The sequence below is a fragment of the Enterovibrio litoreus genome, assembly GCF_045679545.1.
Classification (GTDB): domain Bacteria; phylum Pseudomonadota; class Gammaproteobacteria; order Enterobacterales; family Vibrionaceae; genus Enterovibrio.
Map to the genome: position 1 here is coordinate 2,495,533 of NZ_CP166194.1, position 25,228 is coordinate 2,520,760.

General features: G+C 44.6%; 25 protein-coding genes. 9 read left to right on the forward strand and 16 right to left on the reverse strand.

The features are described 5' to 3' along the window. Positions 1–26 precede the first annotated feature (26 nt). Positions 27–1,046, reverse strand: a complete 1,020-nt coding sequence (gene galE / locus AB8599_RS10940; protein WP_407330934.1) for a UDP-glucose 4-epimerase GalE — start codon at positions 1,044–1,046, stop codon at positions 27–29. Positions 1,047–1,359: 313 nt separating this feature from the next. On the opposite strand from galE, the gene AB8599_RS10945 reads away from it, so the two are divergent. Then, positions 1,360–1,485 carry a hypothetical protein gene (locus AB8599_RS10945; protein ID WP_407330935.1) on the forward strand — a complete coding sequence of 42 codons (126 nt, stop codon included), beginning with the start codon at positions 1,360–1,362 and terminating at the stop codon, positions 1,483–1,485. A gap of 1 nt (position 1,486) precedes the next feature. On the opposite strand, the gene AB8599_RS10950 is transcribed toward AB8599_RS10945, so the two are convergent. Further along, a complete protein-coding gene (locus AB8599_RS10950) occupies positions 1,487–1,954 on the reverse strand; it encodes a hypothetical protein (protein WP_407330936.1) in 468 nt (155 codons plus the stop codon). Positions 1,955–2,047: 93 nt separating this feature from the next. Between AB8599_RS10950 and AB8599_RS10955 the strand changes: the two genes are divergently transcribed. The 8 genes from AB8599_RS10955 (at position 2,048) to AB8599_RS10990 (ending at position 9,610) form a co-directional block, all read left to right on the forward strand. Further along, positions 2,048–2,566, forward strand: a complete 519-nt coding sequence (locus AB8599_RS10955; RefSeq protein WP_407330938.1) for an Hcp family type VI secretion system effector — start codon at positions 2,048–2,050, stop codon at positions 2,564–2,566. Between the two features lie 174 nt (positions 2,567–2,740). Beyond that, positions 2,741–4,927, forward strand: coding sequence for a type VI secretion system tip protein TssI/VgrG (gene tssI / locus AB8599_RS10960; RefSeq protein WP_407330939.1), 2,187 nt, complete (start codon positions 2,741–2,743; stop codon positions 4,925–4,927). Then, positions 4,927–6,255: a hypothetical protein gene (locus AB8599_RS10965; protein WP_407330941.1), complete on the forward strand. Its 1,329-nt coding sequence runs from the start codon at positions 4,927–4,929 to the stop codon at positions 6,253–6,255. The genes tssI and AB8599_RS10965 overlap by 1 nt, the downstream gene beginning before the upstream one ends. Further along, the gene (locus AB8599_RS10970) at positions 6,252–7,223 is read left to right on the forward strand and encodes a PoNe immunity protein domain-containing protein (RefSeq protein ID WP_407330943.1); all 972 of its coding nucleotides are present in this window, start codon (positions 6,252–6,254) and stop codon (positions 7,221–7,223) included. Before AB8599_RS10965 ends, AB8599_RS10970 begins: the two co-directional genes overlap by 4 nt. Continuing rightward, a complete protein-coding gene (locus tag AB8599_RS10975) occupies positions 7,220–7,726 on the forward strand; it encodes a hypothetical protein (protein ID WP_407330944.1) in 507 nt (168 codons plus the stop codon). The genes AB8599_RS10970 and AB8599_RS10975 overlap by 4 nt, the downstream gene beginning before the upstream one ends. Positions 7,727–7,891: 165 nt before the next feature. After that, positions 7,892–8,413 (forward strand): hypothetical protein, encoded by a 522-nt coding sequence (locus AB8599_RS10980; protein ID WP_407330945.1) that lies wholly within the window; start codon positions 7,892–7,894, stop codon positions 8,411–8,413. A gap of 47 nt (positions 8,414–8,460) precedes the next feature. Then, complete coding sequence (locus AB8599_RS10985; protein ID WP_407330946.1) at positions 8,461–8,640, forward strand: hypothetical protein; 180 nt, start codon at positions 8,461–8,463, stop codon at positions 8,638–8,640. Between the two features lie 244 nt (positions 8,641–8,884). Beyond that, a complete protein-coding gene (locus AB8599_RS10990; protein WP_407330947.1) occupies positions 8,885–9,610 on the forward strand; it encodes a hypothetical protein in 726 nt (241 codons plus the stop codon). Between the two features lie 192 nt (positions 9,611–9,802). On the opposite strand, the gene kdsB is transcribed toward AB8599_RS10990, so the two are convergent. The 14 genes from kdsB to AB8599_RS11060 form a co-directional block, all read right to left on the reverse strand. After that, positions 9,803–10,552 (reverse strand): 3-deoxy-manno-octulosonate cytidylyltransferase, encoded by a 750-nt coding sequence (kdsB, locus tag AB8599_RS10995; RefSeq protein WP_407330948.1) that lies wholly within the window; start codon positions 10,550–10,552, stop codon positions 9,803–9,805. 49 nt (positions 10,553–10,601) lie between these two features. Continuing rightward, positions 10,602–11,360 (reverse strand): HAD family hydrolase, encoded by a 759-nt coding sequence (locus AB8599_RS11000; protein ID WP_407330950.1) that lies wholly within the window; start codon positions 11,358–11,360, stop codon positions 10,602–10,604. A gap of 62 nt (positions 11,361–11,422) precedes the next feature. Further along, entirely contained in the window at positions 11,423–12,217 is a 795-nt protein-coding gene (kdsA, locus tag AB8599_RS11005; protein WP_407330952.1) for a 3-deoxy-8-phosphooctulonate synthase, read from the reverse strand. An 8-nt stretch (positions 12,218–12,225) separates the two neighbouring features. Then, complete coding sequence (locus tag AB8599_RS11010; RefSeq protein ID WP_407330954.1) at positions 12,226–14,082, reverse strand: capsular polysaccharide biosynthesis protein; 1,857 nt, start codon at positions 14,080–14,082, stop codon at positions 12,226–12,228. A gap of 108 nt (positions 14,083–14,190) precedes the next feature. Beyond that, positions 14,191–14,781 carry an acyltransferase gene (locus AB8599_RS11015; RefSeq protein ID WP_407330955.1) on the reverse strand — a complete coding sequence of 197 codons (591 nt, stop codon included), beginning with the start codon at positions 14,779–14,781 and terminating at the stop codon, positions 14,191–14,193. A 67-nt stretch (positions 14,782–14,848) separates the two neighbouring features. Next, entirely contained in the window at positions 14,849–17,011 is a 2,163-nt protein-coding gene (locus tag AB8599_RS11020; protein ID WP_407330957.1) for a hypothetical protein, read from the reverse strand. Positions 17,012–17,018: 7 nt separating this feature from the next. After that, a complete protein-coding gene (locus AB8599_RS11025; protein WP_407330959.1) occupies positions 17,019–18,683 on the reverse strand; it encodes a polysaccharide biosynthesis/export family protein in 1,665 nt (554 codons plus the stop codon). A gap of 3 nt (positions 18,684–18,686) precedes the next feature. Further along, positions 18,687–19,832 carry a capsule biosynthesis protein gene (locus tag AB8599_RS11030; protein WP_407330960.1) on the reverse strand — a complete coding sequence of 382 codons (1,146 nt, stop codon included), beginning with the start codon at positions 19,830–19,832 and terminating at the stop codon, positions 18,687–18,689. 4 nt (positions 19,833–19,836) lie between these two features. Further along, the gene (locus tag AB8599_RS11035; protein WP_407330961.1) at positions 19,837–20,490 is read right to left on the reverse strand and encodes an ABC transporter ATP-binding protein; all 654 of its coding nucleotides are present in this window, start codon (positions 20,488–20,490) and stop codon (positions 19,837–19,839) included. Next, positions 20,487–21,269, reverse strand: a complete 783-nt coding sequence (locus AB8599_RS11040) for an ABC transporter permease (RefSeq protein ID WP_407330962.1) — start codon at positions 21,267–21,269, stop codon at positions 20,487–20,489. Before AB8599_RS11040 ends, AB8599_RS11035 begins: the two co-directional genes overlap by 4 nt. A 6-nt stretch (positions 21,270–21,275) precedes the next feature. Then, positions 21,276–21,638, reverse strand: coding sequence for a hypothetical protein (locus AB8599_RS11045; RefSeq protein WP_407330963.1), 363 nt, complete (start codon positions 21,636–21,638; stop codon positions 21,276–21,278). Between the two features lie 6 nt (positions 21,639–21,644). After that, positions 21,645–22,634, reverse strand: coding sequence for an SIS domain-containing protein (locus AB8599_RS11050; RefSeq protein ID WP_407330964.1), 990 nt, complete (start codon positions 22,632–22,634; stop codon positions 21,645–21,647). An 11-nt stretch (positions 22,635–22,645) separates the two neighbouring features. Beyond that, the gene (locus tag AB8599_RS11055) at positions 22,646–23,875 is read right to left on the reverse strand and encodes a hypothetical protein (RefSeq protein ID WP_407330965.1); all 1,230 of its coding nucleotides are present in this window, start codon (positions 23,873–23,875) and stop codon (positions 22,646–22,648) included. Then, positions 23,860–24,855, reverse strand: coding sequence for a sugar transferase (locus tag AB8599_RS11060; RefSeq protein WP_407330967.1), 996 nt, complete (start codon positions 24,853–24,855; stop codon positions 23,860–23,862). The genes AB8599_RS11055 and AB8599_RS11060 overlap by 16 nt, the downstream gene beginning before the upstream one ends. Positions 24,856–25,228: the final 373 nt, after the last annotated feature.

A 25,228-nucleotide genomic window follows, 5' to 3' on the forward strand; every position in this document is an offset into this window, starting at 1 on the left:
GTCTTGCTCTTCCTAGGACCTTTCTCTTACTTATCAGGGTAACCATTAGGGTTATTTGACTGCCAACGCCACGTATCTTGCACCATATCGTCTAGCGTATGCGTTGCTTTCCAATCCAGTTCAGTTTGCGCTTTGATGGGGTCAGCCCAGCATTCAGCGATATCACCCGCACGACGTGGCGCGACTTGATAGGCAATCTCTTTGCCGCAAGCTTGGCTAAAGGCCGCCACCATCTCAAGCACACTCTTGCCGTCACCTGTGCCTAGATTATAAATGTGCAAACCCGCTTTCTGGCCGACTTTATCCAGTGCTGCCAAATGGCCGTTAGCCAAATCAACCACATGAATATAATCGCGCACACCGCTGCCGTCTTTGGTTGGGTAATCATCACCAAATACCGACAAAAACTCACGGCGACCAACAGCCACTTGTGAAATAAACGGCATCAAGTTATTTGGAATGCCTTGTGGGTCTTCACCCATTTCACCGGATTTGTGCGAGCCGACGGGGTTAAAGTAACGCAGCAGCGTAATGCTCCAATCTGGATTTGCATGATGGAAATCCGTTAAACACTCTTCCACCATCAACTTGCTTCGGCCATACGGGTTAGTCGCAGAGGTTGGAAAATCTTCACGAATAGGCACAGAGGCAGGGTCACCGTAAACGGTGGCAGAAGAACTGAAGATGATCGATTTCACGCCAGCTTCACGCATTGCATCCACCAGCACTAAGGTTCCGTTTACGTTGTTGTCGTAGTATTCCAGCGGCTTTTCAACCGACTCCCCGACCGCTTTTAAACCCGCAAAATGGATCACCGCTTTGATGTTATTTTCTTTTTCAAACACAGAAGCAAGAAAGGGTTTGTCGCGAATGTCACCTTGGTAAAACGTTGGACGTTTACCAGTGAGCTTTTCTATACGCTCAAGCACAGCCAACTTACTGTTATGCAGGTTATCCACGAGAATGGGGTTCAAGCCTGCTTCAATCATTTGTACGCAGGTGTGACTGCCGATGTAGCCAATGCCACCGGTGACTAATACATCCATTTTAAAATCCTGTTCTGCTTGCATGTCAGTTTGGACCAGTACACCACCCGCTGCAAAAGCGACTGTCTAATACTCAATGAACCAAATGCATGAATATGTATTGAAAATTTAGCAGTGATTATATCGATATTCGTCGGGCTTTCCGATCACAATCGGAGTATTGCACACACGGAATAATAGAAAAATCAGTTCACGACATAGCATAACGCGTTTTCTATTAACCCGTGTAGACATCTAAAATCTTGTTGGCAGAGGATCGGTTAGTGAAAAGAGACGACAATAGAGAAATTTAGACCGTGTCTTGGATAAGTGAATGGCTTTACGCCCAGTTTGGAACATCAGCATCAGCGAATTTGCCGGCAGTAACGAAGATAAGTTCAATGCGCTTCACGATACCCGTATTCTCGCAGAGCTCGCCGGTATTTTACATATGCACTAAATTACGTCTTATATGGATAGATATCCTCCTGATTTAATTTTCTATTATCTCGCCACGCCTTACCACCACCGATCGTTAGCGCAATGTGGGCTAACGCGCTTATCACTTTTGTCCCGTTAACTTTGTTGCTGACATCATGAAAAAGCACATCCCAAGGCTCCCGTTCGGTATGACAAAACGATTTTTTGTACCCACATTCAGTCGTTTTATCAACTTCCCATGAATAGTTAAAACGATATCCAAAGTCATGAATTAGCCCCGGTATAAAGAGTAGCCCTGTCGGTGACAACAGAAACGTCACTTTGTTCGCTATTTGGAAGAGCGTTTTCCGCAGGACAAGACACACTGAACCTGTGCTTTTTCCAAGCAGGATCTTGCTCGCTGAGCAATTTTTCGCCCGACCTCCAAGCAATTCTTTGCTCGCCTGAGTGAGGTTGCTCACTAACCCCTTGTTTTTATTGCACCACATAGCTGGCACACCCTTTGCGTTATCTCTTGCGTTGTATCACTCATTTCTCTGTCCGCCATGATTGGCGGGCAACCATTGAATAAGGACATCGCAATGCCAACTCCATGTTATATCGCTATTGAAGGTAAAACTCAGGGAAACATCACTGCCGGTGCTTTCACCGCAGATTCTGTCGGTAACATCTATGTGGAAGGCCACGAAGACCAAATGCTGGTGCAAGCCTTTGACCACATCGTGACCGTGCCGACCGACCCACAAAGCGGTCAGCCTTCTGGCCAACGTGTTCACAAGCCGTTCAAGTTCACCGTGGCGCTGAACAAAGCCGTGCCGCTGATGTACAACTCACTCGCATCAGGCGAAATGCTGCCAAAGATTGAACTCAAATGGTACCGCACCTCGGTGGAAGGTAAGCAAGAGCATTTCTTCTCGACCATCCTGACTGACGGCACCATCATCGATATCGATTGCCAAATGCCCCATTGCCAAGACGCGAACAAGAAAGAGTTCACCCAGCTGGTGACTGTGTCTGTGGCTTACCGCAAGATTGATTGGGAACACACTGTAGCGGGTACGTCAGGTGCCGATGACTGGCGTGCGCCGATTGAAGCATAAGGCTTCGTGACTTAAGGCTCCGCCTCTCTTGTCCTTTTGTTGAAAAGAAACAATGTGAGCCTTTTGTGCCCAACCCGCCCTTGGGCGGGTTTTGTCGTCAAGCAATGACGCCTGACGACCTGATGTTGAATGATGTACGGACGCTGTTTAAACAGGGTCATGCTGGGATGGTTTATGGCTACGGAAAGCGGTCTGCAATTTACTCTTCATGTTGAAGGCTTACCCGACGACACCTTTGCGGTGGTCGACTTCTCAGGCACGGATAGCCTTTCTGCGCCATTCGTGTATCAGGTCAATCTGGCGAGCCGCAAAGAAGCCCTCTCCGAAAACGACGTGGTTGACCGCAATGTTACCTTGATGTTGTGGAAAGACGGGGAGTTAGCCCAACGCTTTCATGGCATTGTGCGCCGCTTTACCCGCGGTGATACGGGCTTTAGCCATTCTCGTTATGCGCTTGAGATGGTCCCTGCCCTTTCGCGTTTGTCCCTTCGCCATAACAGCCGTATTTTCCAGCAACAATCTGTCCCTGAAATCATCAGTATCTTGCTGCAAGAAATGGGCATTGATGCGTATGCATTCGCCCTCTCTGGCAGCCCGCAGACCCGCGAATACTGTGTGCAGTATCGTGAGTCGGACCTTGAATTTTTAGAACGCATCGCGGCCGAGGAAGGCATTTTCTATACCTTCTTGCACAGCAAAGACAAACATACCGTGTTGTTTTCGGATGACACTCAGACGCTCTCTCACTCGTCATTAGCATTGCCTTATAACGCCACTGTTGGCGGCACGGCCAGTTCAACCTTTGTCAAAGGCTGGCAATTCTCGGCGCAAACCCGCCCGTCGTCGGCGCAGCTGAAAGACTACAGCTTCAAAAAACCGGCTTATGGCTTTTTGCATGACCATGCGGGCACGGAGATGGCTTATCAGCGCGGCACCTATGAGCATTATGATTTCCCTGGGCGCTACAAAAGTGATGCGGCAGGAAAACCGTTTACCCAATACCGGTTAGAGCATCTAAGAAGCGATGCGATTACCGCGACCGCCTCGAGCAATGTGATGCAAATCCAAGCCGGCATGTTGTTTGATTTAACCGACCACCCTGATGACACCACCAATCGCGATTGGGTGGTGGTCTCGGTGCAATGCGAAGGCACGCAGCCGCAAGCGCTCGAAGAGCACGGTGGTGAGGGCATGACCACCTATCACAATACGTTTTCAGTTATTCCGGCGCACCGACCGTGGCGCCCCGCGCCACAAGCCAAACCCTGTGTGCATGGCCCACAAATCGCCATTGTGACTGGGCCTGCGGGGGAGGAAATCTTCTGTGATGAACACGGGCGCGTGAAAGTGCAGTTTCCGTGGGACAGATATGGCAACAGCGACGACGCCTCAAGTTGTTGGGTACGCGTGTCCCAAGGCTGGGCTGGCGGGCAATACGGCATGATGGCGATACCAAGAATCGGCCATGAAGTGATTGTGTCGTTTTTAGAAGGCGACCCAGACCAACCGATTATCACAGGACGCACTTATCACGCCACCAATGTGCCGCCCTATCCGCTGCCAGCCAACAAAACCCGCACGGTAATCCGCACCGAAACCCATCAAGGCGAAGGGTTCAATGAGCTTCGCTTTGAAGACCAAGCGGACAAAGAAGAGATTTACGTTCATGCCCAAAAGGACATGAACCTGCTGGTCGAGAATGACCGCAAAGACAACATCAAACACGACTTGCACTTGGATGTGGAGAATGAACGGTTTTCTCACATCAAAGTCGATGATCATTTAACCGTCGACGGGCAAAGCAAAGAGCATGTGAAGGGTGACATCAGTCTAACTGTTGACGGCTCCCTCCATATTAAACAGGGAAAGAAGCAACTTCTCGAAGCGGGCACCGAAATACACCACAAAGCCGGCGATAAAGTCATCATCGAAGCAGGCACAGAGATCACCATCAAAACAGCCGCGGGCTTTGTAAAACTTGACCCTGCGGGTGTGCATTTTTCAGGTGCGGTAGTTAATTTGAACTCTGGTGGGGGCGCAGGAAGTGGCAGTGGAGCATCACCTACTCTTCCTAGCATTTCGACATTACTAACCAGCAAACTTGGCACCAACTGGGTGGAGTTTGAATATCTAGACCCTGATATGGCGCCTTTTGCGAACACACCTTATCGCGCCATTTTAAGTGATGGAACAGAAGTGCAAGGAACGCTAGATGGTGACGGCTATGCACGCATTGACGAAGTGCCAGCAGGTCCCGTTCGTGTTTACTACGACCCTGACAATACGTTCGAAGACAAGGCACGAGAAAGCATCAATTCACTCAGCAGCAAGGTGAGTTCTTTAATGGGAGGCGCTAGCTAATGTGGGGAAATGAGCTTTTTCAGTACCTCTATGACAATCTCGAAGGCGCCTACGATTCAGGCGAAAAATATATATCTCAAAAAGCACAGGACGCATACGATTCCACACTCGGTGCGATTGATTGGATTTGGGAAGCGCTTCAAGGAGACTTCAATACCAACCAGACGACTGGACAAATAGCAGCAAACGCTGCACTTGGTATCATCCCAATCGTTGATCAAATATTAGATTGCCGCGACTTAATCGCAAACTGTCGCCATATACATAAAAACAGAAGTGATGTGACGGCTTGGGTCGCTCTTTGCTTCACCCTAATTGGCCTCATTCCCTCGCTAGGCTCTGTGGCAAAGGGGGTATTGAAGATTCTCTTTCTTTTTGTCAGAAAAGCGGGAGGGAATGTTGCTGCAGCGATTCGCCCTGCAATGGCACCTATTATTTCGTTTCTTCAAAACGAAAAAATACGTAAGTTGTTCGACATCCCCAGAATCGATATCGCACTAAGAAAAATCGCAGAAGCGATCAAAAGTATTCGTGGTGAGGTGACTGCAACTGCACTCAAAGGCTATCTTGATAACATTGCAGATGCGCTAACAGATTTAGTCTCACAAATTCGATACCTCGCTCCTGCTAGCGTAAAGGTTTGGCTCGATGAATCTGTTCGGTTGGTACGCGCCGTTCAAGAATCCGCAGATAGAATGTTGGAACCCGCCATCGCGCCAGTGCAACGTATTCTGAACGATATTGAAGAAGCATTAGGCAAACAAGCTGATGAATACTCACCCAGCTATCGAGCTGATGTAAATACACGCACCGTTCACGAACTTGACCCAACAGTCGCTGCAATAAATCCACGCATTCTGACTCGCACACAGAAAGGTCTGTATGGCGAAATTATCAGTGACAACTATATGCTTAACCAAGGTCATCGAAACATGTTGCCGGACGCTCGGCAGGTTCGCTCTTTAGAAGATACTCCTAGAGGCCGTGGCATTGATGGCATTTATGAAAATGGTAATCCGCCTCCTCCGTATATAGTGACAGAGACTAAATACCGAACTGACTCTGGTAAATATATTGACTCAGATGGGATAGCAAGAGATAACATTTTGCCGACAACCCGTGGTTCAAATGGGTATGTGAGTGCAAAACAAATGAGTGACGCTTGGATCCAGCCAAGATTGGCCGATGAAGTTGGACGAGATGCCGCTGACGATATCATGGACGAAGGATATGCCCGATGGTTAATGATTGTTGATGAATCGGGAGAAGTGGTCAACATTACAAAATTGGACGCCAATGCAAGAAGCATTGAAGAGGTGATGAGATGACAGGACAAGCACTAACATTTAATCAAATGAGAAGGGATGCTTTTCTGGACGAACATGTTTATGACGAACAAAACACCTATTTCAGCAAAGATAACTCTCGGCGCTACACACATCTAACCGATGAAAATAAAGACATATTTCATCGCTCAAGTATTAGTTGGTCTCTATTTTTAAATAAAGTAGAGCACGCGCTTCTTGAATACTCTGGAGGAGCGAATATTGAAGCGGTACAACTGCTCGTTGATGTCGCTTTCCAAGATCTTAATCGCCACAAAGACCAATTTACCTTTGAAATAATAAAATACTGGGAGCCAGACGGTTATCAATTTCTTCTTTGGCTGGTCAGTCTTGCAGTGCTAACTGGCAACAAAGATGCTTTGCTCACCATCGCTAGAATGACTGGGAAAAACCCACAAGGTGGCGACGACAAATGCATCGTCCAATTATACACCCGTGTTGGCTTGCAAGGTCTCCCAAGACAAGATTCACTTGTTTTCGAAAAGCCCTACAGCGATTTTTATGATGCCATTAAAGGCGACGGCGTTTCTCCGACAAAATCAGAACGTCAAGCGGCGCTAAATGCCTATCTTAAGGGCTGGTACAAGGGCATGAAAAATTGCTATTGGCATAATCGCCATAAAGGCAGACATGCGACTCATTTTGGCTATTGGTCACTGGAGTCGGGGGCTGCCACCATCCTTTTTGATCTTGACGACAGTGAATACCGCAAGTCGCTTTATTACCCAAAAGATTGGGTAGACTTTGCTCGCGAACAGAATTTTGGTGCTTTATTCAGCCATGAAAAACTACCTTTTCACCATATCGCATTGCCGGGCGATGAGGCACCAGTGACAGCTGAGTGGGTTTCCAATGTCAGCAATGAGGCACTTAAAGCGAACATAGGTGAACGCCTAAGCGGTGATCCGGTTAATAAAGCAGGTGATGCTGCAATATGGATCAGCATATGAAGTACATTGTGCCCTTCGTTTTGTTAGTTACCTCTTTGAACGCTTGGGCTTCACTCTCTGGCAGCTACTCAACACCGCCAGACAGTCTTTCCAACATCGTGTTTTCTGTTACGGGATTAGACGACAAAATAATCTTAGAGCGCAGAGGTGAACTCTATGCAGCAGTCTATATGGATAAAGTAGAAAGATCTGAATTTGCGTCTTATATCGCTTGGGGAGCAGATGACCTTCAGGATTCAGAGTGCCTCGTTATGCCACTGACGCCACAAGTGAAAATTGAAGAGATCGTGGCATCAAAAGGGAGAGATGTGGTTGCAGTCACAGCCACTGACAAGTCCACCTTGCGTTTTATTGACGAGCAAAACACAAAGTCCTTTATTCGTTTACCTAAATTTAAGATCCGACAGGTTCTTTGTGTTTCTGAAAACGTGATACCACGCCTGAAAAGCAACGCATTCTTCTACAATCACGCCTTTGGTGTCGTCCCAGTCATTGAGCGTTAGTCGAATTCTAGTCACTCTTCACTCCGGCGAAAACTTGCTCGCTGAGCAATTTTTCGCCCGACATCCAAGCAATTCTTTGCTCTGTTAAACCTCACCTTTCTATAACTCTTTGTTTTTTTGGTGCAGCTGGTTACTTTGGCGCGGATTGGGTAGCGGATTTTATTTATGAAAACTAACTTTTTTAGCAAATTTGGATTGTCAAAAAAAAGCTCAGTAGATATCGAGCATACTAACCCGCTACCTCTAAACTTCGACAAGAACACTTACCCTCAGGTTAAGCTATCCCAAGAACACAAAAGCCAAGCCTATTATCTGTTTTTTTTGCTGGCAAAGCCTGAACTAGGAAGGTTCATGTCCGCATTATCTTCCCAATCTGGTGATTCACTTCCAGAACAAGGACTAATTCTTAATTTGTCACTGTATGAAGACTTCACCGGATATGTCGTCAGTTTTACCTGCAATAATGAAGATACTGTAAAGAAAATTACGCAACTAAAGCTTGCTCCGCCTCTTCCTCATCAATCATTTCCAAGTTTAGATCCTAACAGCTATGGCAGCCTGCAAGGCAACTTAGATTTGTGGTTTACACACTTCTGGGCAGTATATTGGAATTCAATGACGACTGAAGAAAAGCTGGCCATTTCACTTCCTCCTGACTGGTCTGAATTTATGGAGTCTAGATTTTGAAATGATTTGCCCTTATGCGACGTCTCACTTCCATAAGTGCAAAACAAATGAGCGATCGGTGGATCGAGCCTAGACTGGCCGATGAATTAGGTAAAAGTCAGGCTCGGGAGGTGAGAAATCAAGGCTATGAACGATGGTTAATGATTGTTGATGAATCAGGTGATGTGGTGAACATCACTAGGCTCGATGGCAGCGCAAATGCCATTGAATCAATCATGCCAAATTAAGGAATTTAGATGACTTTTTTTAATACCTCGAGAAGAGACCCTTTTCTTCAACAAAACGTTTTTTAGGAACAGAGAGATTATTTTTTGAATGACATGTTTTCTGTTACGGAATTAGACGACAAAATAATCTTAGAGCGCAGAGGCGAACTGTATGCAGCAGCCTATTTTCTGCCGAGATCCACTTGATCAACTTGATGCTTGGATGAGAGGCTTGGGAGGAAGAGGCCTTGGGAATAGATTTTAAATGACCGAACTTACTACACAAGAAAAAGCTGTCGGGTTAGCCCGTTTCAGTAGCCTGCTTATTGGCGGCTTGTCTTTGTCGTTGTCTTCACTTTTTTATTTTGCATCATCAAAATCGCTTCCCCTGAACATCGCTTTTGGTTTGTATATCGGGTTACTTATTGCTTCTTTTTTAACCGACAGGCAACTTCGAACATCAAATCCGTTGAAGTTTTGGGCAAAATCTATCGCAAAAACAGGAGGATGCTTTTTTATTTCGATGAGCTTAATTCCTCTGTATTTCACGACTGACTCATTGAATACACCTTACCTGATTCTGTCGTCTGTCTCGCTGATTTCAGGTATCTCTGCTTATTTTTTTGGGTGGCATTACTTCAGTGAAGACGTGCTATCTGCAAACATGAAGAAGAATGGCATGCTCCAACAAGGCTTTTTAGAGAGCCACCAAGATGTCTCAGCCGGTATTTTTCATGCGTTCAAGCAGCCTGAAAACGGTATTGTGGTCATGTTAGCTAAACTATTCAAATCTTTACTAGTGGCATTAGCTTTACTGGCGGTCATATTTGGCGCAGGCCTTGGGTTCATCATTTTATCTATTACGACACAACTTCTGCCTGACAGCATTACTATTTCGCCCCACGCGCTGGTGATCTTTGTTGTCATCCTACCAATGACGACCGCATTCATGGTTTACATAAAGCCTATACAAGAATTTATTAAGATTTAGGACATCCACTTAAATCAAATGGGAGCAAGTCGCGGCTAAATTCACTTTGCATCGTACAACTGAACTGAGTGAAGTGGTCTAATGACCCCGGATACTTATGCGCAGATTGGTCAACGAACTTGGTGACGCTGCGATTTGGATCAGGCGATGGCTTCCCATCGCCTTTTCATCACCCAAACAGAAAACACCCTGTTAAATGAAGTGTTTTCTCAACGCGTCTAAATCTTCGATGGTATCAACACCATGCGGAGGCATCACCTCTGAAACATCAATCAGAATCTCAATACCATTGGCTAGCGGACGTAATTGCTCGAGCTTTTCTAAAACCTCTAACGGTGATTCTTCCAAAGCACTGATTGCTTTCAACGCCCCAACTCTGTAACCGTACAAGCCAATGTGACGATAATAATTCCCGCTTGGCATCACCGACTTATCATTAGAAAATTCGTCACGGGGATAAGGAATAGGGGCTCGGCTAAAATACAGTGCTCGCTTATTCTCTCCAACAGCCACTTTCACCACATTCGGGTTCAGTAACTCTTCCACCTCATGAATTTCATGCATCAATGTCGCCATTTGGGAATCAGGCTTTGCAATTAAAAGCGCTTCAAGTTGTTTCAACAATGCAGGTGGCATCAAAGGTTCGTCACCTTGCAGGTTTAGCACAATATCCTCATCAGGGAGTTCAAGCTTCACCGCAACTTCAGCAAGGCGGTCTGTACCTGAAGCATGGTGTTCAGAGGTCATTACTGCCTTTACGCCGCAAGATTCCGCACATTCAAAAATACGATGGTCATCTGTCGCCACATAAACATGGCTAAAATGTGCTTTTGCTTTTTCGATGACATGAGCGATAACAGGACGCCCGCCTAATTCCAAAAGGGGCTTCCCCGGCAGACGGCTTGAGCCGTATCTCGCAGGAATAATGATATGAGTTTGCATAAATCTATCTCTTAATCAGAAAACAATCTGTCAAATAAAAAGCAATGTTTTAATTCGAAATATTGGTTTCAGTTTTCACCGAAGCGGCATGATGAGTAATGTTTTGTTCAATTTCAGAAGGTGAGGTCACGACATACGTAGCGAGATGAGATTCGACGCAGCTTTCAAAAATACTCGGCGTTGTTACCCAAACCGAAGGAATCCCAGCATTGCTGGCGCCTTTGATATCGCATTCAAAAGAGTCGCCCACATGAATAGCCTCGTCAGCGCCACAACCTGCCAGTTCCAACGCTTTTTCAAAGATACTCAGCGCCGGTTTTTCTTCTGGCTCTTCCCCACCAACAATGATGAAATCGACCCACTGCGACAAATCAACCGCATCAATTTTTGGACGCTGTGAAAACACAGGCCCGTTGGTGATCACCCCCAACGTATAGTGTTCACGCAGCCGAAGCAAAGATGCTTCAATGTCAGGAAAGAATCTGAAGCACGCCATACGGTAGCCATCAAATTTCGCCTGAATGTCAACGGCATCCGTGTCTTGCAACGAGATCCCCTGCTCTTCAAAAAGCAACGCAATTAATCGGTGACGAAATGCAGACTCGTCCTCAAGTAAGCCTTGAAGTTCAGGAAACTCATGATTGAGCTGCTTGTAGAAGCCCTTAACATAGCGTTTGCCAAACTTCTCTGAATCTAACGAAGGATATTGTTGCAGTAGCCAAGAAGTAAGCAAAGTCAAGGCTTCATCGTTCGCTTTCGATGTCGCGCAAAGCGTTTCATCCAAGTCCAACAAAACGGCTTTAAGCATAAATACTCCGCAGAGAATGAATAACAAAAAGGCAGCAAGAATTCGCTGCCTTTGCAGATAAATTAAAGCGTATCTTCAACCTTGATAGATGCTTTCAACGCATTATCAATCGCAACAAGGCTTTCTAACATGGCGCGCATTTTATCCAACGGCAACATGTTAGGGCCATCACTTAACGCTTTCTCAGGGTTTGGGTGCGTTTCCATAAACACGCCATCAACACCCGCAGCGACAGCGGCACGTGCCAACACTGGCACCATTTCACGTTGACCACCCGATGTAGCACCCATGCCACCCGGTTGCTGAACAGAGTGAGTCGCATCAAATACCACTTTGCAGCCTGTTTTTGCCATCACAGAAAGACCACGCATATCAGACACCAGCGTGTTGTAACCGAAGCTCGTACCACGGTCACACAGCCAGATATCTTCGTTGCCCACTTCACGGCATTTTTTTACAACTTGTTCCATGTCCCAAGGCGCTTGGAATTGGCCTTTCTTAATGTTAACCGGCTTACCTAACGCAGCAACACGTTGAATGAAGTTGGTTTGGCGAACAAGAAAAGCAGGGGTTTGAAGCACATCAACCACGGATGCGACTTCTTCTACCGGCGTATCTTCATGCACATCTGTCAGCACGCGCAGACCGTATTCTTTCTTTACGCGCTCAAGAATTGCCAAACCTTTTTCCAAGCCAGGGCCACGGTAGCTGTCTGTAGAGCTACGGTTTGCCTTATCGAAGCTTGATTTGAAGATATATTCAATGCCTAGCTCGTCAGTCAACGCTTTCATATGACCAGCAATATCCATGACCAAATCTTCGCTTTCAATAACGCAAGGGCCTGCAATTAAAAACATGTTTACCTCTATTTCTTTAATAAGTGCTTAATTGATTTCTTTGCTGACTTTAATGCCAACAGTATTTGAAGCTTGTAATCTTTCACCTTCACATCACCCGCTTTCATTTGAGCAAGGCGCTCTAACGCTTGCTCTACCGTACAAAGCTGGCGGCTGACCGGATCGATATAAGTCGGGTAGAGTATCAACGTGCCTGCTATGAGCTCATGAAGTGACAACTGGCGCTGTCTGCGTTCACATTTCAGTTTGTCTTGGGTCAGTCCCCAACCAGCGTAAAAAGGCATGCCGTACGTCGTTACACTTTTCCCACGCAGTAACGCCTCAAAACCGGTCAATGAAGTCATTGTGTGAACTTCATCGATCTGAGACAAAAGCGTATTCATCGCAATATCTGTCACCACCACATCAGCACAAGACAAGGCATCATGCTCCCAAGCACCGCCATCGCGTTGCCCTGCAACCACATCGGGGTGGGGTTTATAGATCACGAACGCTCCAGGATTCGCACGACGAACTTGCGAAAGAAGCTCACTATTGGTTTTCACTTCCGGAGAGCCAAAACGAATGGATGCATCAGATTCAACCTGCCCGGGAACAAGTATGATTTTCTTGTTCTTCGGCAACGCTAATACCTCAGTGTTACCGACGTTGTACTTGGTAATGCCTTGTTCTAGCAATATTGGCAGTAACCGTTCTGCCCGTTCGACCATATAGCTGGAAATCTCGCTGTTTAAGAGTGTTTCCAAATCTGAAGGGCGTGTGGCGTCAAAGTAAATACCCGAACGATCAAGAACCAAGGAAATCGGCTTGTTGAAATGCACACCCAAACCGTTGGATCGAATAAAGCCATCTTCGATGGTTAAACCATTATCAGGCTGTGTTCCCCAGCCAACCGCTTTAGCCTTATTCGTTTTTCGAACATCAAGGTTCCATGATTCAATAAAGGGCGTCAGCCAAGTACGTTTCCAGCGGCTAATGCTGTTGAGGGATGCCACTTCTCTTGGTTGAGCCTGATGACGCATCACATCGACAATATAAGGGATGATATCTTCAAGCTCGCAACGCCGTTCTAAAATAGGGTCGACGTATCTTGCATATTCCAAATAAGCAGCCGCAAAAACCTGTTCCAGAGATCGCTTTACGTTTCTGCGTTCACAGACCAGCTTGTCTTCGGTTAACCCCCAACCAGCATAAAAAGGCATGCCGAAACAGTGCACTTTCACACCCGCCATCAACGCTTCAAAACCCATCAAGCTAGAAACGGTATACACATCTGAGGCAGTTTCTAGCATGTCCCAAGGGTTTATTGATTCAGCAAACACTTTTACATTTGGGTGCTCAAAGGGAAGTGGGTATAAAAAACCTTTCTTCTTACCGACAACAACGTCAGGGTGAACTTTCACCCAGATAGTTTCATCTGGGTGATTAGCGATGGCTTCTTTGAGCATTTCGACAAACGTGTTTTCGTTAGCCATTGATCCTGTTACTGAAGCGTCACCTCGGGTTTGGTCTACAACCAATATCTTAAATTTATTCTTTAAGAGGATGCTAGGGGCGTTATGGTAGTTATACTTAGTAAGGCGATAGTCACATATTACTCCCAAAAGATAGTTTGCTCTCTCATGCACTGATGACTTCTGTGAGTGCTCTGCTGATATTAATTTTTCAAGTTGGCTTGGAGAATGTGCGTAATAGTAAATCCCTTCGATGTCTGCGACTAGACTGAGAGCTTGTGTACCCAGAACTCCCAAACCAATAGAGCGAATAAAACCATCTTCCAAAGCCAAATAATTCAAGCTATTGTTTTTGGCAAAAACCCTTGCTTTCTGTGATGTTTTTTTATGACCCCAACCAATTACAACCATGTTGTGCTGATGACAAACCCCATCTAAGAAAACCGATAAATTAGGGATCTTCTTTATACCACGAGAAAAACAAATAAACTTCACAACATCAACCAAATGGATGAAACACTATCGCTTCCAAGTAATCTTATCTTTGATGACTTTAGAAGGAATACCACAAGCAAGACTATTTTTGGGAACACTCTTTGTAACCAAAGACCTCATACCAATTACGCTACCTTCTCCGATAGTCACACCTTTTAAAACAGCCACTTCTTCCGCCAACCAAACATGATCTTCAATCTTAACATCAAGTGATTCATTGATCCTATCGCCAGTGGTTAAATCATGTATAGTATGCCCATCATTCGTACGAATTGTTACATTACTAGCAGCAATAACATCATTACCGATATAAATATTCGTAGACTCTACCGCTCTTATATATATATTCCCAGTAACTGTGAAATCAGAACCAATATGTACATTTGAATACGCACCAATAAAAACTCTACCATCAATAGTACAATTATCCCCAATAGTTAATGATGACCCTCTACCAATCCTGATGCTACAGTTTTTTATTCTTGTTTTCTTACCTATTGAAAGTATTGCATCCCTCTCAGTGAAATCGAGGGATGAATTCAAAAACGAAGAAGATTCTCCTATGAAAATGCGATTACCGATTTCATCTTCATAATCATTATATATACTTTTCATAAGTTACCTATGCCCCTCCATTCTAAAAATCAGGGGAGGGGTATTTAACGTCACATAAAAATGGAATTCAAAAAAGAACTTTCACCTTCCTTTTAACCACCCCAACAGGATCTTTAACAACTTTTTTCATTTTATGTCTAAAACCATATTTTTTTAACTTAGGTGCGGGTTTATTGTTTTCAGAGATAGCCAATGAGTCATTTACCTTGACGTGCTCCTTCATTTTTTGTTTATGTACTGGCTTATCTTTAGAAAAATAAGATCTGTAAAAATCATAATAACGGCTATTTACGGGATAAGGATTTTCTCGCCACTTAAATGATCTTGACAAACCATTTTGAATATTAACCTTATAAAATCTAGAAAAAATAGAAACATTTCTATTTGCCTCTCCCTCACTTACTAGTTTGTATTCAGTCTTAGCGAAAGAGTAGACCTTAGAAATAAGGTAATGCACAAACTTTAATACGTCCTCGTAACGTGGCTGGAAACCATTTAGAATTTTATCTACGGCATCAAATTCGTCATTCACCCTACATGTAATAGTATCATGTGCGTAGTAGGTATCACCGAAGTGATATACTGGTTTATTTGCCATGACACTCAACAAACCAACACCTGAATTTATTAACAAAACAGCATCAGAACCCTGAATGCAATCATAAACATGTGTTTTTTCAGGGAGCTCAACTACATTTTCCGGCAGATTAAAATTAGTTTCCAACGGATGTTTCTTTGCAACAACCACCCATTGGTCGGATAGTTTATCAGCAATCACTCTTAGCTTTTTACTAAAGTCATCGACGCCATCAACTGAGCCAGAAAAATATTTAATTACACTATCATTTGGCCTTTGAAACGGTACGAATAGAATCTTTCTACCATCTGGAGAAAAACGTCGGCGGAAGAAATTGGCCCCAACTCTTTCGCCATTTTCTTCTAGTGTTTCGTCAGAAACAAAAGTTTGCTCGATATATCGTTCAACAAACGAAACTTTAGATTCATCCAGTTCAAAATCCCAGTTTTCTCTATCATATGTTGAACTATCACCATTAAAACCATTTGGATCGATAAACCAACTATCATTAAGTGCACCACGGTCAAAGACATAGAATGGAACACCATTTTCTTTGCATGATCTATATAAAGAGAGCCGATGTTCTTTTCCATATGGATTAAAAAAGAAAACTCTATCTATGTTTTCTCTTTTAATAAAAACCTTTAAGGAATCAAAGTTATCAAATAGCTCTTCACTTCTAAAAACACAGTTACCTATAGTTACAAAAAGTTGTTTAAGTGATTTCGCGTTCACAGAGTTAGGAGACGATAGAACGAGAATTTTATTTTCCTTCCTATTGTCACTTAAAATGAAACTTCTATCATTTCCTTTGGCATGGTCATTAAGTAATTTTTCAAAAATAATTTTATTACTTTTATTTCTCTTTTGATAATTTGTTCCAACATGTGATTCATGCCACAAATGAACAAAATATATCCCCTCACTCATTAATGGTCTTCCAAACATACTAAAATACGGTCTATACCCTCTATAATCAATACTGTCATAAGGATATTCATGAGACGTAGCACTATGAGTACGATAGAACTTTTTACTTAAATCACACAATCTCATATGAAGCTCAAAATCCTCATATCCATGTCCATAGAATTCATCGTTGATACCCCCACTCATGAGGTATAACTCTCTCTCTACGATCTGGCAAGATGACGCAGGGGCATACATTTGAATTTTAGATTTATCACTTTCCAAGTATGCGAGTCTTGTTATCTCATCTTTCCCACACTCATCTAAGCTCAAATAGTTATTTGAATATTCTTCTGTTAAGTATAGACAAGGTATCATCTCAAACTCGTTAAAAAACTCATACTTTGAGATGCGTTCTTCAATTTTATTATATATAAAATCAGGCGCATAAAGATCAACATCCTGAAATGAAATGTATCGTGTCTTAGCAGCTTGAACACCCGCATTTCTGCATAAGCCTATAGAAAACTGCTCCCCATACCTTCCAAGAGTAATAAACTCGATACCTCTGGAAACAGCAATTTCTCTCAACTCTTCGGCTATATCCTTTCTAGATGAGAAGTCTACAAATATTCTTGTAACCTTATCGGAGATATAACAATTGTAAAGAAAGTACTTAGCTCTTTCATATAAATACGATTCCTTGTCTTTACAATCAAATGGTGTAATAAAAGTTATTGACATTTCATCCTCACAGAACAACATTAGCCGCAACAGCAATTTGATAAACAATCTGGGTTATATCTTTTGCCAACTGCATATTTTTTGAATCGATATAAGGCAACACCAATACTTGGTCGCCCGGTTTAATTTTCTGGTCGCTATTAAAACTGACCATACCGTTTGCATGGACCACGGCAATGCGCTCTGCATCACCTCGCTCGGTAAAGCCGCCTGCCCATGCCACATAGTCATTCAAGGTTGCGTTCTGGTTAAACACGACGGCTTGCGGCATCATCACTTCACCGCCGATGTTAATAAGGTCAGATCGCTTAGGTATTACCACCACATCGCCTTGCTCTAAACGCACATTGGCAACAAGGCCATTGTCTGAAACGATTACTTTCCCTTCCGGTTGAATTTGCCGAGCTCGCAGAACAAATTCTGATACGAGTGCCGCTTCTTTTGCGCGGATCACGGCCTCACCGTCTGAGGAGGCTGGCGCGGTGAACACACTTCTTTCCAATCGATCAAGCGATTGGTCAAGCATCTCTTTTTGTTTAGCGGCAACACTTTTTCGTTTTATGTATATCGCTTGGTAGTTTGATTCTTCTGGCGACACGGCAATGTGATTCAGAAAGTCGTGCAGTTTTGTGCCTTTATTGACGGTATAGAACGATGGGCCAAGGTATTCACCTTTTAGCCTCACGTTCATGATTTGGGCATGCAGGTCATCTTTGAAGAATACGGTATCGCCATCATGCAGATTAATGGCTTCAAATTTGTCGAAATCGAGATAGACAGAAAATGGCCCTGTATCGCGATTTCCCTGCACGCCAACATGTGAAATTTTTGCGAGAGGGCGTGCGTACGTTACCAACTCTTCGCCGTTTGCCTTGCTATTGGCAAACTCAAAGCGAAACGGGTTTCTTGCTCCGCCTTCTACCACAACCGTTGCGCCTTGCTGACCAACCACAATCACATCGCGGTCGCGGAATTGGATATTTGGTAGCGTGCCTTTTAGTAAGAAATCATAAAGGTCAAACGTAGTAATGGTTTCACCATTACGCTGAACGCTTATATGACGGTAGCTGCCTCGTTCTGAATCTATGCCACCCGCTCTTTTTAAATAAGAAAGCAAGCCATCAGAAGCAATACCAGCATATTGGCCCGGGCGCAGAACTGGCCCAGTCACAAAAACACTGACAGGTGTAGCGGTGAGAACGTTGACATAGGTTTCAACATCTTGCGTGTAAATGCGTTGAATTTGTTTTTCAACCAATTGGTGAAGGTCGCCTGCACGCTCGCCTATAACGGTGACAGGCCCTATTTCTGGAATAAAAATATTGCCTTGGGCATCGACAACGGCAACATCATTCACGCTTACCGCGCCCCACAGCCAAATCGCTATTTTGTCGCCTGTGGCGATACGATAATCAGCATTCACACCATCAATGCTGTTCGCTTCGTACCCGCCCACAAACAAGTTAGCGCCAAACGGAGGCGGCAAATCTTGCTCGGCAGCCGGCAGTACGTGCGCCATTGATGAAACTGGCGCTGCAGTCACTGCCGTTGCTTGTGTGGATGTCGGTGTAGCAACTGTTGCCGCAGATAAGTTTGCCGAATCTGTATCAGAAAAAGGCTGTGCGAGTGCAGAAAAGGAGAGCACCAAAGGTGCCAATAAATACTTACTCATTCGTTATACCCAACCTACGTGGTCTCTTACAACACCTAGCCCCAACAAGCCAATTGCCCAAGCAATAAGCGCTGCCAAGAACACGGTGGCGATGGATTTGATTCGATGTGGTTCTAGCGCTTCGTCTGGCGAGGAAGGCGCAACAAAAGTGGCGAGATAGCGATGCTTTCTAGCCGCTTCAACACGTGCAGCCTCAAGGGATGCCAACGAAGATGTGTATGCCATTTCGGCGAACTCTCGTTCAACGAGCAGTGGTTCATAGTCGGCAAACACGCCGCTTAACGCCATGCCGTCTTGGTTGCTACCCGCGATGCCATCCCGTTCTTTGTTGATTTGTGATGTCAGCGCGGCAATTTTTCGCTTAAGGTTCAACACCGCTGGCGCTGATTCATTCATGTAACCTTGCATGCCTTTTAGCTCTGCCTGCGAGGCCGTATGTTGTGATTCCAACTCAGCAATAATGGTCATCTTGGCCGCTGCTGTTTGGGTGGGGTCAAGATCTTGCACCAAGTTTCTAAACGCATTCATAGACACTCGGGCTGCGCTCACACGACCTTCAGCGCGTTCTACTTCCTGTTCGGCAAATTTTAAGTCATCTCCTCTCGCGCGCTCTGATAACGTATTGATCAGTTTTTCACTTTGCTTGATGATTTCTTTTGAAAGCAATTCTGAGTCGCTAGCGGTGAAGGCTCGCACTTTTAGCGTAATGATGGTTGTGGTTGGGTCAAACGACACCGTGACACGCTTGCGCCAATAATCGACTGTTTCTTCACGCGTTTTATCATTTCCTAGTGAAGACAGCCAATCAGCATCTTCATGATTAAACATCTTGTTAATATCAATATTTTTTGAGACTGCGCTGACTACCTCGTGGGAGTTTATATACTCTTGAAGGATGTAAGAGTCTGTGGCGGAACCGCCTGATGCGGGAATGCCCGCTAGACCACTTAACATGTCAAATTGCTGCATCTCGTTGCCTTTCACTGAAAAGCGAGACTCCACCACATAAAGGTTGGCGGCAATGAATAGGTAGTAACATGCGGCTATCAGAGTGGGCGCTATCACAACCGCAATGAATGATCGCTGCTTGGTGTTTCTGTTTTTCCAAAACTTATTCAGAAAGACTTTCGTTGGTTTGTTTATTTTCATTACTTCATTTCGATAGGTTTAAGTAGACATTGATAGCTTCATTAATGTCTTCATAAAATTTCAATTCACCGTTATCTAATACAGCCCCCATATCACAGTGCTCTTTCAACGTGGGCATGCTGTGGGAAACCATAATGATGCTTGAGTGTTCACTGCGTTCTTTAAACGCATCACGACACTTTTCTTGAAAGCGTCTATCGCCTACGCCTGTAATTTCATCGACTAAGTAACATTCGAAATCCATCGCCATTGACAACCCAAACGCCAGCCTAGCCTTCATGCCGGAGCTGTAGCTCTTAATCGGCATATTGAGGTAATCACCCAACTCAGAAAACTCACGCACAAACGTTTCAACCCGTCGGATATCTTCGCCATAAATACGGGTAACAAAACGCAGGTTTTCATAGCCGGTTAACGAACCGTTGAATCCCCCGCTAAACCCGAGAGGCCATGACATTTTCACGTTGCGAATAATTTTGCCCGTGGTGGGCGCTTCTGATCCCGCAATCATCCTCAGCAAGGTCGATTTTCCTGCACCGTTAACACCCAAAAGCCCAATATTCCTGCCTTTGGGAAAAGATATCGAACACGGTTTTAACACCTGCTTGCTGCCATTGGGGGTTTTATAGCGCTTGGAGGCATTGACGAGCTCAATCATAAATTCCTCGCTTTATGTTTGGTTTGGGTAACCCCAATTAACCCAAGGGCGAAAGCAATTAAAGCGCAACTTATTGCGTATTCAAACCGTATGTACGCCCCCTCGTAGGTTGTGAAGAACCCCGCCCGTACCCATTCAACGCATTGAAAAATCGGGTTCCACTGCAAAAACTCTCTTGCTTGAGGGGGTAAACTTGAAGCGGTAAAGAAAATGCCGGATAGAAAATATAATGGCCGGTTCGCAGCGCTGAACAGCTTGTCCCAACTGTCCCAATACACACGAATGGTGGCATTGATCATCCCGATGCCCATCGCAAATACTGAGAGGGTCAGTAATGCTGCCATCACGTTAAACAAATCGTGAATAGATAAGGCTTTTCCCATTAATTGCAGTGCAAACACGATAAGGGCAAACACCACAATCATGGTGGTACTTTCAAGTAGCGCTCGCCCCATTAACACATCAAAGGGGGTGACATGTGGGTAGGCCATTAACGCTTGATTTGCGCCATACGCTCCAGATAAACGGCTAGCCAAGCTGTTATATAGCAACCAAGGGACGATACCGGTCGCAAAGAACACGGCCAAGTCACCGCCAACGGGAGACTGCCGACCCAATGCTGAGAAAATGAGGACTAGCAGCAATACTTGGGTAATGGGTTCAACCAGCGCCCAGAGGTAGCCAATTTTGCTTTTGCCATATTTGGACAGGGCTTCACGCAGAATAAGTGCATAAATTACGCGGCCCTGCACTCGAAGGGCCTGTCTGAGTTCTTGCATCACCTATCACATGCCAGACATAACAGGCTGAATCTTAAACCAATGTTTCGCCTCGTTTTGCTCCGGTATTCCGCACAGCGTAACGTCTTTATGATCGGCAATGAGTATTGCGCAAAAATACCCAAGCCCAGAGGTGTATGTTTCCGCAACGATGTAGTCGGTTTGATCTGGACACGATAAATTGATCGCGTCTCCCACCGCCAATGAATCAGGTAACGATTGCAAGCAAACATCTTCCGTTTGGATTTGGGTTTGACTGGCAATCAACGGAATATTGGCTTCTACCAGTGGTGGCCGGTAACTACACCCTGATACTAAGATCAATGAAGCCGCAATCAATGCGGCTTTTTTTATATTATTGATTTTCATGAATATCTATATGTTGAATATTTGAATGATACCGCACACGTCATCGTTGTCGTTCAACACGATAAGTGAAGACACTTTATGCAAATGCATGATTTCTTCCGCATCAGACAGCATGCTGGTTTCGTACGTAACTTTAGGGTCCAAGGTCATCACCTCGCCCGCTTTTACCTGGCTCAAATCGGTCGATTTGGCAAATACACGACGAAGATCGCCATCGGTAATAATGCCTGCCAACTTGCCGCTTACATGAACAATCGCGACCCCCAAACGGCTTTGATTCATGGTTACCAATACGTCTGCCATGCTGGTTTCTGGCGTAACTAAAGGTAGGTTATTCATCGTCATTTCGTCTTTCACTCGGGTGAGCAAACGACGGCCCAATGAACCTCCCGGATGGAATTTGGCAAAATCATTGGGTTGAAATTGACGGCGCTTCATCAACGCCACTGCCAGCGCATCACCAATGGCGATGGTCACTGTGGTGGATGTAGTTGGCGCTAAGTTGTTTGGGCATGCCTCTTTGTTGATCATGATTTTCAACACGGCATCAGCGTTCTTACCCATGGTGGAGTTTTCATTCCCAGTGAGCGCAATCACTTTATTACCAAAGGCTTTTAACGATGGGATAAGTTGCAGTACTTCATCAGTCTCGCCACTGTTTGAAATAAGCACCACCACATCATCACGCGTTATCATACCTAAGTCGCCATGAAAGGCTTCAGCTGGATGAAGGAAAAAACTTGGTGTGCCAGTAGAGGCCAATGTTGCCGCAATTTTCTTACCCACATGCCCTGATTTACCCATGCCACAAACAATGACATGACCAGTACATGCAATCACAATTTCTATCGCTTTTAAGTACTCGGTTTCGTCAAGGTGATTAGCGATAAGGCTGAGCGCCTCTGCTTGTTGTGTGAAGGTTTCTTTCAAAGCCGCCACGCAGTTTTCTTTGTGTTCGCTGATCGTGTAGTAGTTGCTTACATCCAAACTTTTCATTTTATTTTCCATTAACTGACGATTTTTCGTTTCGCAAACTCTAAGGCTTCAGCATCATATTTATACACAGAGCCCATGACTTGGGTGCTCGCTAAAATATTGAACTTCATTTGTTCGACGCGCTGACGGGAAGGGCACCACCCTGTTTTATGCCAGAGGTTTAATTTGGTTGTAAAATCCACGGTTGTCGCTGGTATAACAACATTTTCTTGTTTGTAGAGCGCGTCCCCAAACACGAAGCAGGGCTTGAGCTTGTCTAAGGCTTCCATCCCAGCGGTTGAGTTAATAGTGACCACAGCGGAAGCCCCTTCCATTAACACCCCCGTTTTTCCGGAAAAGCACAAAGAGCGAGAATCAAACTGGTGTTTTTTGCATTCAAATGGGTGGGTAGTAAACACCAAAACATATTCGTTTTTCAGTGATGAACAGTAAAAACCATTTTCAACACTGTTGATAAACTCCTGCGTGCTTGAGAAGCTTGAGAAACAGCGCACTTGGCTGTCGTAGTCCAGTTGCAACGGAACAAGTAAATACTTGTTATTCAACGTGGGCGTGGGTGACCGCTTCGCTTTTATCCATCGAAAAAGGATGCTGGTATAGCGTTTTTTCCTCAGCGCTTTATCTGGTGATTCAAAGTTCAACCGAAGTAAACGCCCCAACCGATCAAACATTAAGAAGAAAAAAAATAAGACATAGTCAGACAGCGACTCTGTTCCGTAATGCTTGGTTTCTACTCGTTGAGCAAAATGATGAGATTCTTCCAATTCGGGTAAGGAAACAAGGGTAGGGTTTGCCAACAATGTGGTCGTTTTCCCTCTCTGAGTGCCCCGCTCAAAGACGTAATATGACACCCCCATATCCCTAAACAGGGTAATGGCCAGCGCATGATTGAACCGTGTCGCGTTGTATAGCAGACACGTGTTTATTCTATTTTTTACGATTTCGTCTTGCAGCCACTCCAAATACTGTGCTGATCGGCGAAGTGATTTCGGAGTGAGTTCATATCCTAATTTGTTCGCCAAACCTACCACTGTTTTACGGCTACTAAAGCTTGGTACTCTATTCAGTATTCTTATCTTAATGAGTGCAGAGTCTTGCACTCCAAATACCAGGTATCCCAGTGCGCTAACATAGTGTTTCTTGAACCCGACTTGTTCATTGTCTTCGAGGTATTTAGCCAAATGCCTAAAGTATTTTGAGTAAGGCGGATCTAGCGTAATTAACCTTATTTCTTTAGACAAGACAGTAGCCCTCGAACCACAGTTCTGACCGTTTTCAGTGTGATTTTCAGGTCAAACCCAATACTCTGGTTCTTCATGTAATAGATGTCGTATTGGTGTTTGATCATGGCATCCTCAATTGATGAGCCATATCCATGATTAATCTGCGCCCACCCAGTGAGCCCTGGCTTTACGCTATGCCTAAATGGATACCAAGGGACATGCTCTTGTAAAAGGTCAACAAACTGTTGACGTTCTGGCCTCGGCCCAACGAATGACATATCGCCTTTTAGAATGTTGTAGATTTGCGGCAGTTCATCTATGCGGGTGGTACGAAGGAACTTTCCTAACGTCGTAATTCGTTCATCATCATCGCCACTCCAACGAGCAACGCCATCGGCTTCGGAATCCGTACTCATCGTTCTCAATTTATAAATGACAAAAGGTCTGTTGTATCGCCCCACTCTTTCTTGCTTATAAATCACTGGAAAACCGGATGTGGTGACGACAAGCAGGCTACCCAACAGCATTAGCGGCCATGTAACGGAAAGGATGGCAAGTGAAATGGCGATATCCATTCCGCGTTTCATGAAACGGCGCGACTTTCGAGTCACTGCGTAGAAACATCTATGCTGCAAAAAATAATGCTCGTTGACTAAGAATAAATGGGTCAACTCGTATTTATCTTCAAGATAATCAACAAGAGGCATCACTCTGCCCCCTGCTTTAACTACAGCTAGCAGTTGAGCCGATGCTTCAGCGTCTAACTTATCTGGGTGCCAATAGCATACGGTTTTTGATCGTAAGCTCTCTGGCGATGCATCGTAGTTGTTTAACTCCCAATTGATTCCGTTAAGTAGCATTAACTTTGATTGCAGAACATCACGCTCACTTTTTGAGCAATAGACATTGAGTGACGTCGCTTGTCTACGGACCCGAGCATCAAAGCTGGCAGGTAGCTTCGCCTTAATTTTCTGCTTTCTATCAAAGGTCGTAGTCATAGAGCGTTGGCTTTCCAGAAAAGTTGTTGGAAATGTGTCATTGAAATCTCGACGCTACCGCCCTTGGGTGTCGTTCCCAAAGTACGCATCAGTTCAAAATGTACGATCAAAAATGTTGTCGATATGTTTAGCCAATATGTCCTGTTGGTATTTTTAGACACTGGCTTAAACGCAGCCTGCCGCTGAAAGAAAATTATCGACACCTGCTTAAAAATTGAGGCAGAAGTGTAGCACTTAAGACACAATGAAATTAATCAGAAAATGCATGTTATTTATTTAACTGTCTCGAAATTGAGCGTTTTATATTAAGCTGTTGAGTTTTTGAACAATTGGTTAAAGGTAACGTTCTCACACTCAGAACAAATTGCGAGAC

Coding starts and splice junctions, on each gene's coding strand:
- AB8599_RS11040 (WP_407330962.1), bottom strand. CDS start 21,269: ATGCAAGAACTCAGACAGGCCCTTCGAGTGCAGGGCCGCGTAATTTAT.
- galE (WP_407330934.1), bottom strand. CDS start 1,046: ATGGATGTATTAGTCACCGGTGGCATTGGCTACATCGGCAGTCACACC.
- kdsA (WP_407330952.1), bottom strand. CDS start 12,217: ATGTTTTTAATTGCAGGCCCTTGCGTTATTGAAAGCGAAGATTTGGTC.
- kdsB (WP_407330948.1), bottom strand. CDS start 10,552: ATGCAAACTCATATCATTATTCCTGCGAGATACGGCTCAAGCCGTCTG.
- AB8599_RS11020 (WP_407330957.1), bottom strand. CDS start 17,011: ATGTCAATAACTTTTATTACACCATTTGATTGTAAAGACAAGGAATCG.
- AB8599_RS10965 (WP_407330941.1), top strand. CDS start 4,927: ATGTGGGGAAATGAGCTTTTTCAGTACCTCTATGACAATCTCGAAGGC.
- AB8599_RS10980 (WP_407330945.1), top strand. CDS start 7,892: ATGAAAACTAACTTTTTTAGCAAATTTGGATTGTCAAAAAAAAGCTCA.
- AB8599_RS11025 (WP_407330959.1), bottom strand. CDS start 18,683: ATGAGTAAGTATTTATTGGCACCTTTGGTGCTCTCCTTTTCTGCACTC.
- AB8599_RS10985 (WP_407330946.1), top strand. CDS start 8,461: ATGAGCGATCGGTGGATCGAGCCTAGACTGGCCGATGAATTAGGTAAA.
- AB8599_RS11045 (WP_407330963.1), bottom strand. CDS start 21,638: ATGAAAATCAATAATATAAAAAAAGCCGCATTGATTGCGGCTTCATTG.
- AB8599_RS10945 (WP_407330935.1), top strand. CDS start 1,360: ATGGCTTTACGCCCAGTTTGGAACATCAGCATCAGCGAATTTGCCGGC.
- AB8599_RS10950 (WP_407330936.1), bottom strand. CDS start 1,954: ATGTGGTGCAATAAAAACAAGGGGTTAGTGAGCAACCTCACTCAGGCG.
- tssI (WP_407330939.1), top strand. CDS start 2,741: ATGGCTACGGAAAGCGGTCTGCAATTTACTCTTCATGTTGAAGGCTTA.
- AB8599_RS10975 (WP_407330944.1), top strand. CDS start 7,220: ATGAAGTACATTGTGCCCTTCGTTTTGTTAGTTACCTCTTTGAACGCT.
- AB8599_RS11015 (WP_407330955.1), bottom strand. CDS start 14,781: ATGAAAAGTATATATAATGATTATGAAGATGAAATCGGTAATCGCATT.
- AB8599_RS10990 (WP_407330947.1), top strand. CDS start 8,885: ATGACCGAACTTACTACACAAGAAAAAGCTGTCGGGTTAGCCCGTTTC.
- AB8599_RS11060 (WP_407330967.1), bottom strand. CDS start 24,855: ATGACTACGACCTTTGATAGAAAGCAGAAAATTAAGGCGAAGCTACCT.
- AB8599_RS11010 (WP_407330954.1), bottom strand. CDS start 14,082: ATGGTTGTAATTGGTTGGGGTCATAAAAAAACATCACAGAAAGCAAGG.
- AB8599_RS11035 (WP_407330961.1), bottom strand. CDS start 20,490: ATGATTGAGCTCGTCAATGCCTCCAAGCGCTATAAAACCCCCAATGGC.
- AB8599_RS10955 (WP_407330938.1), top strand. CDS start 2,048: ATGCCAACTCCATGTTATATCGCTATTGAAGGTAAAACTCAGGGAAAC.
- AB8599_RS11000 (WP_407330950.1), bottom strand. CDS start 11,360: ATGCTTAAAGCCGTTTTGTTGGACTTGGATGAAACGCTTTGCGCGACA.
- AB8599_RS11030 (WP_407330960.1), bottom strand. CDS start 19,832: ATGAAAATAAACAAACCAACGAAAGTCTTTCTGAATAAGTTTTGGAAA.
- AB8599_RS11050 (WP_407330964.1), bottom strand. CDS start 22,634: ATGAAAAGTTTGGATGTAAGCAACTACTACACGATCAGCGAACACAAA.
- AB8599_RS10970 (WP_407330943.1), top strand. CDS start 6,252: ATGACAGGACAAGCACTAACATTTAATCAAATGAGAAGGGATGCTTTT.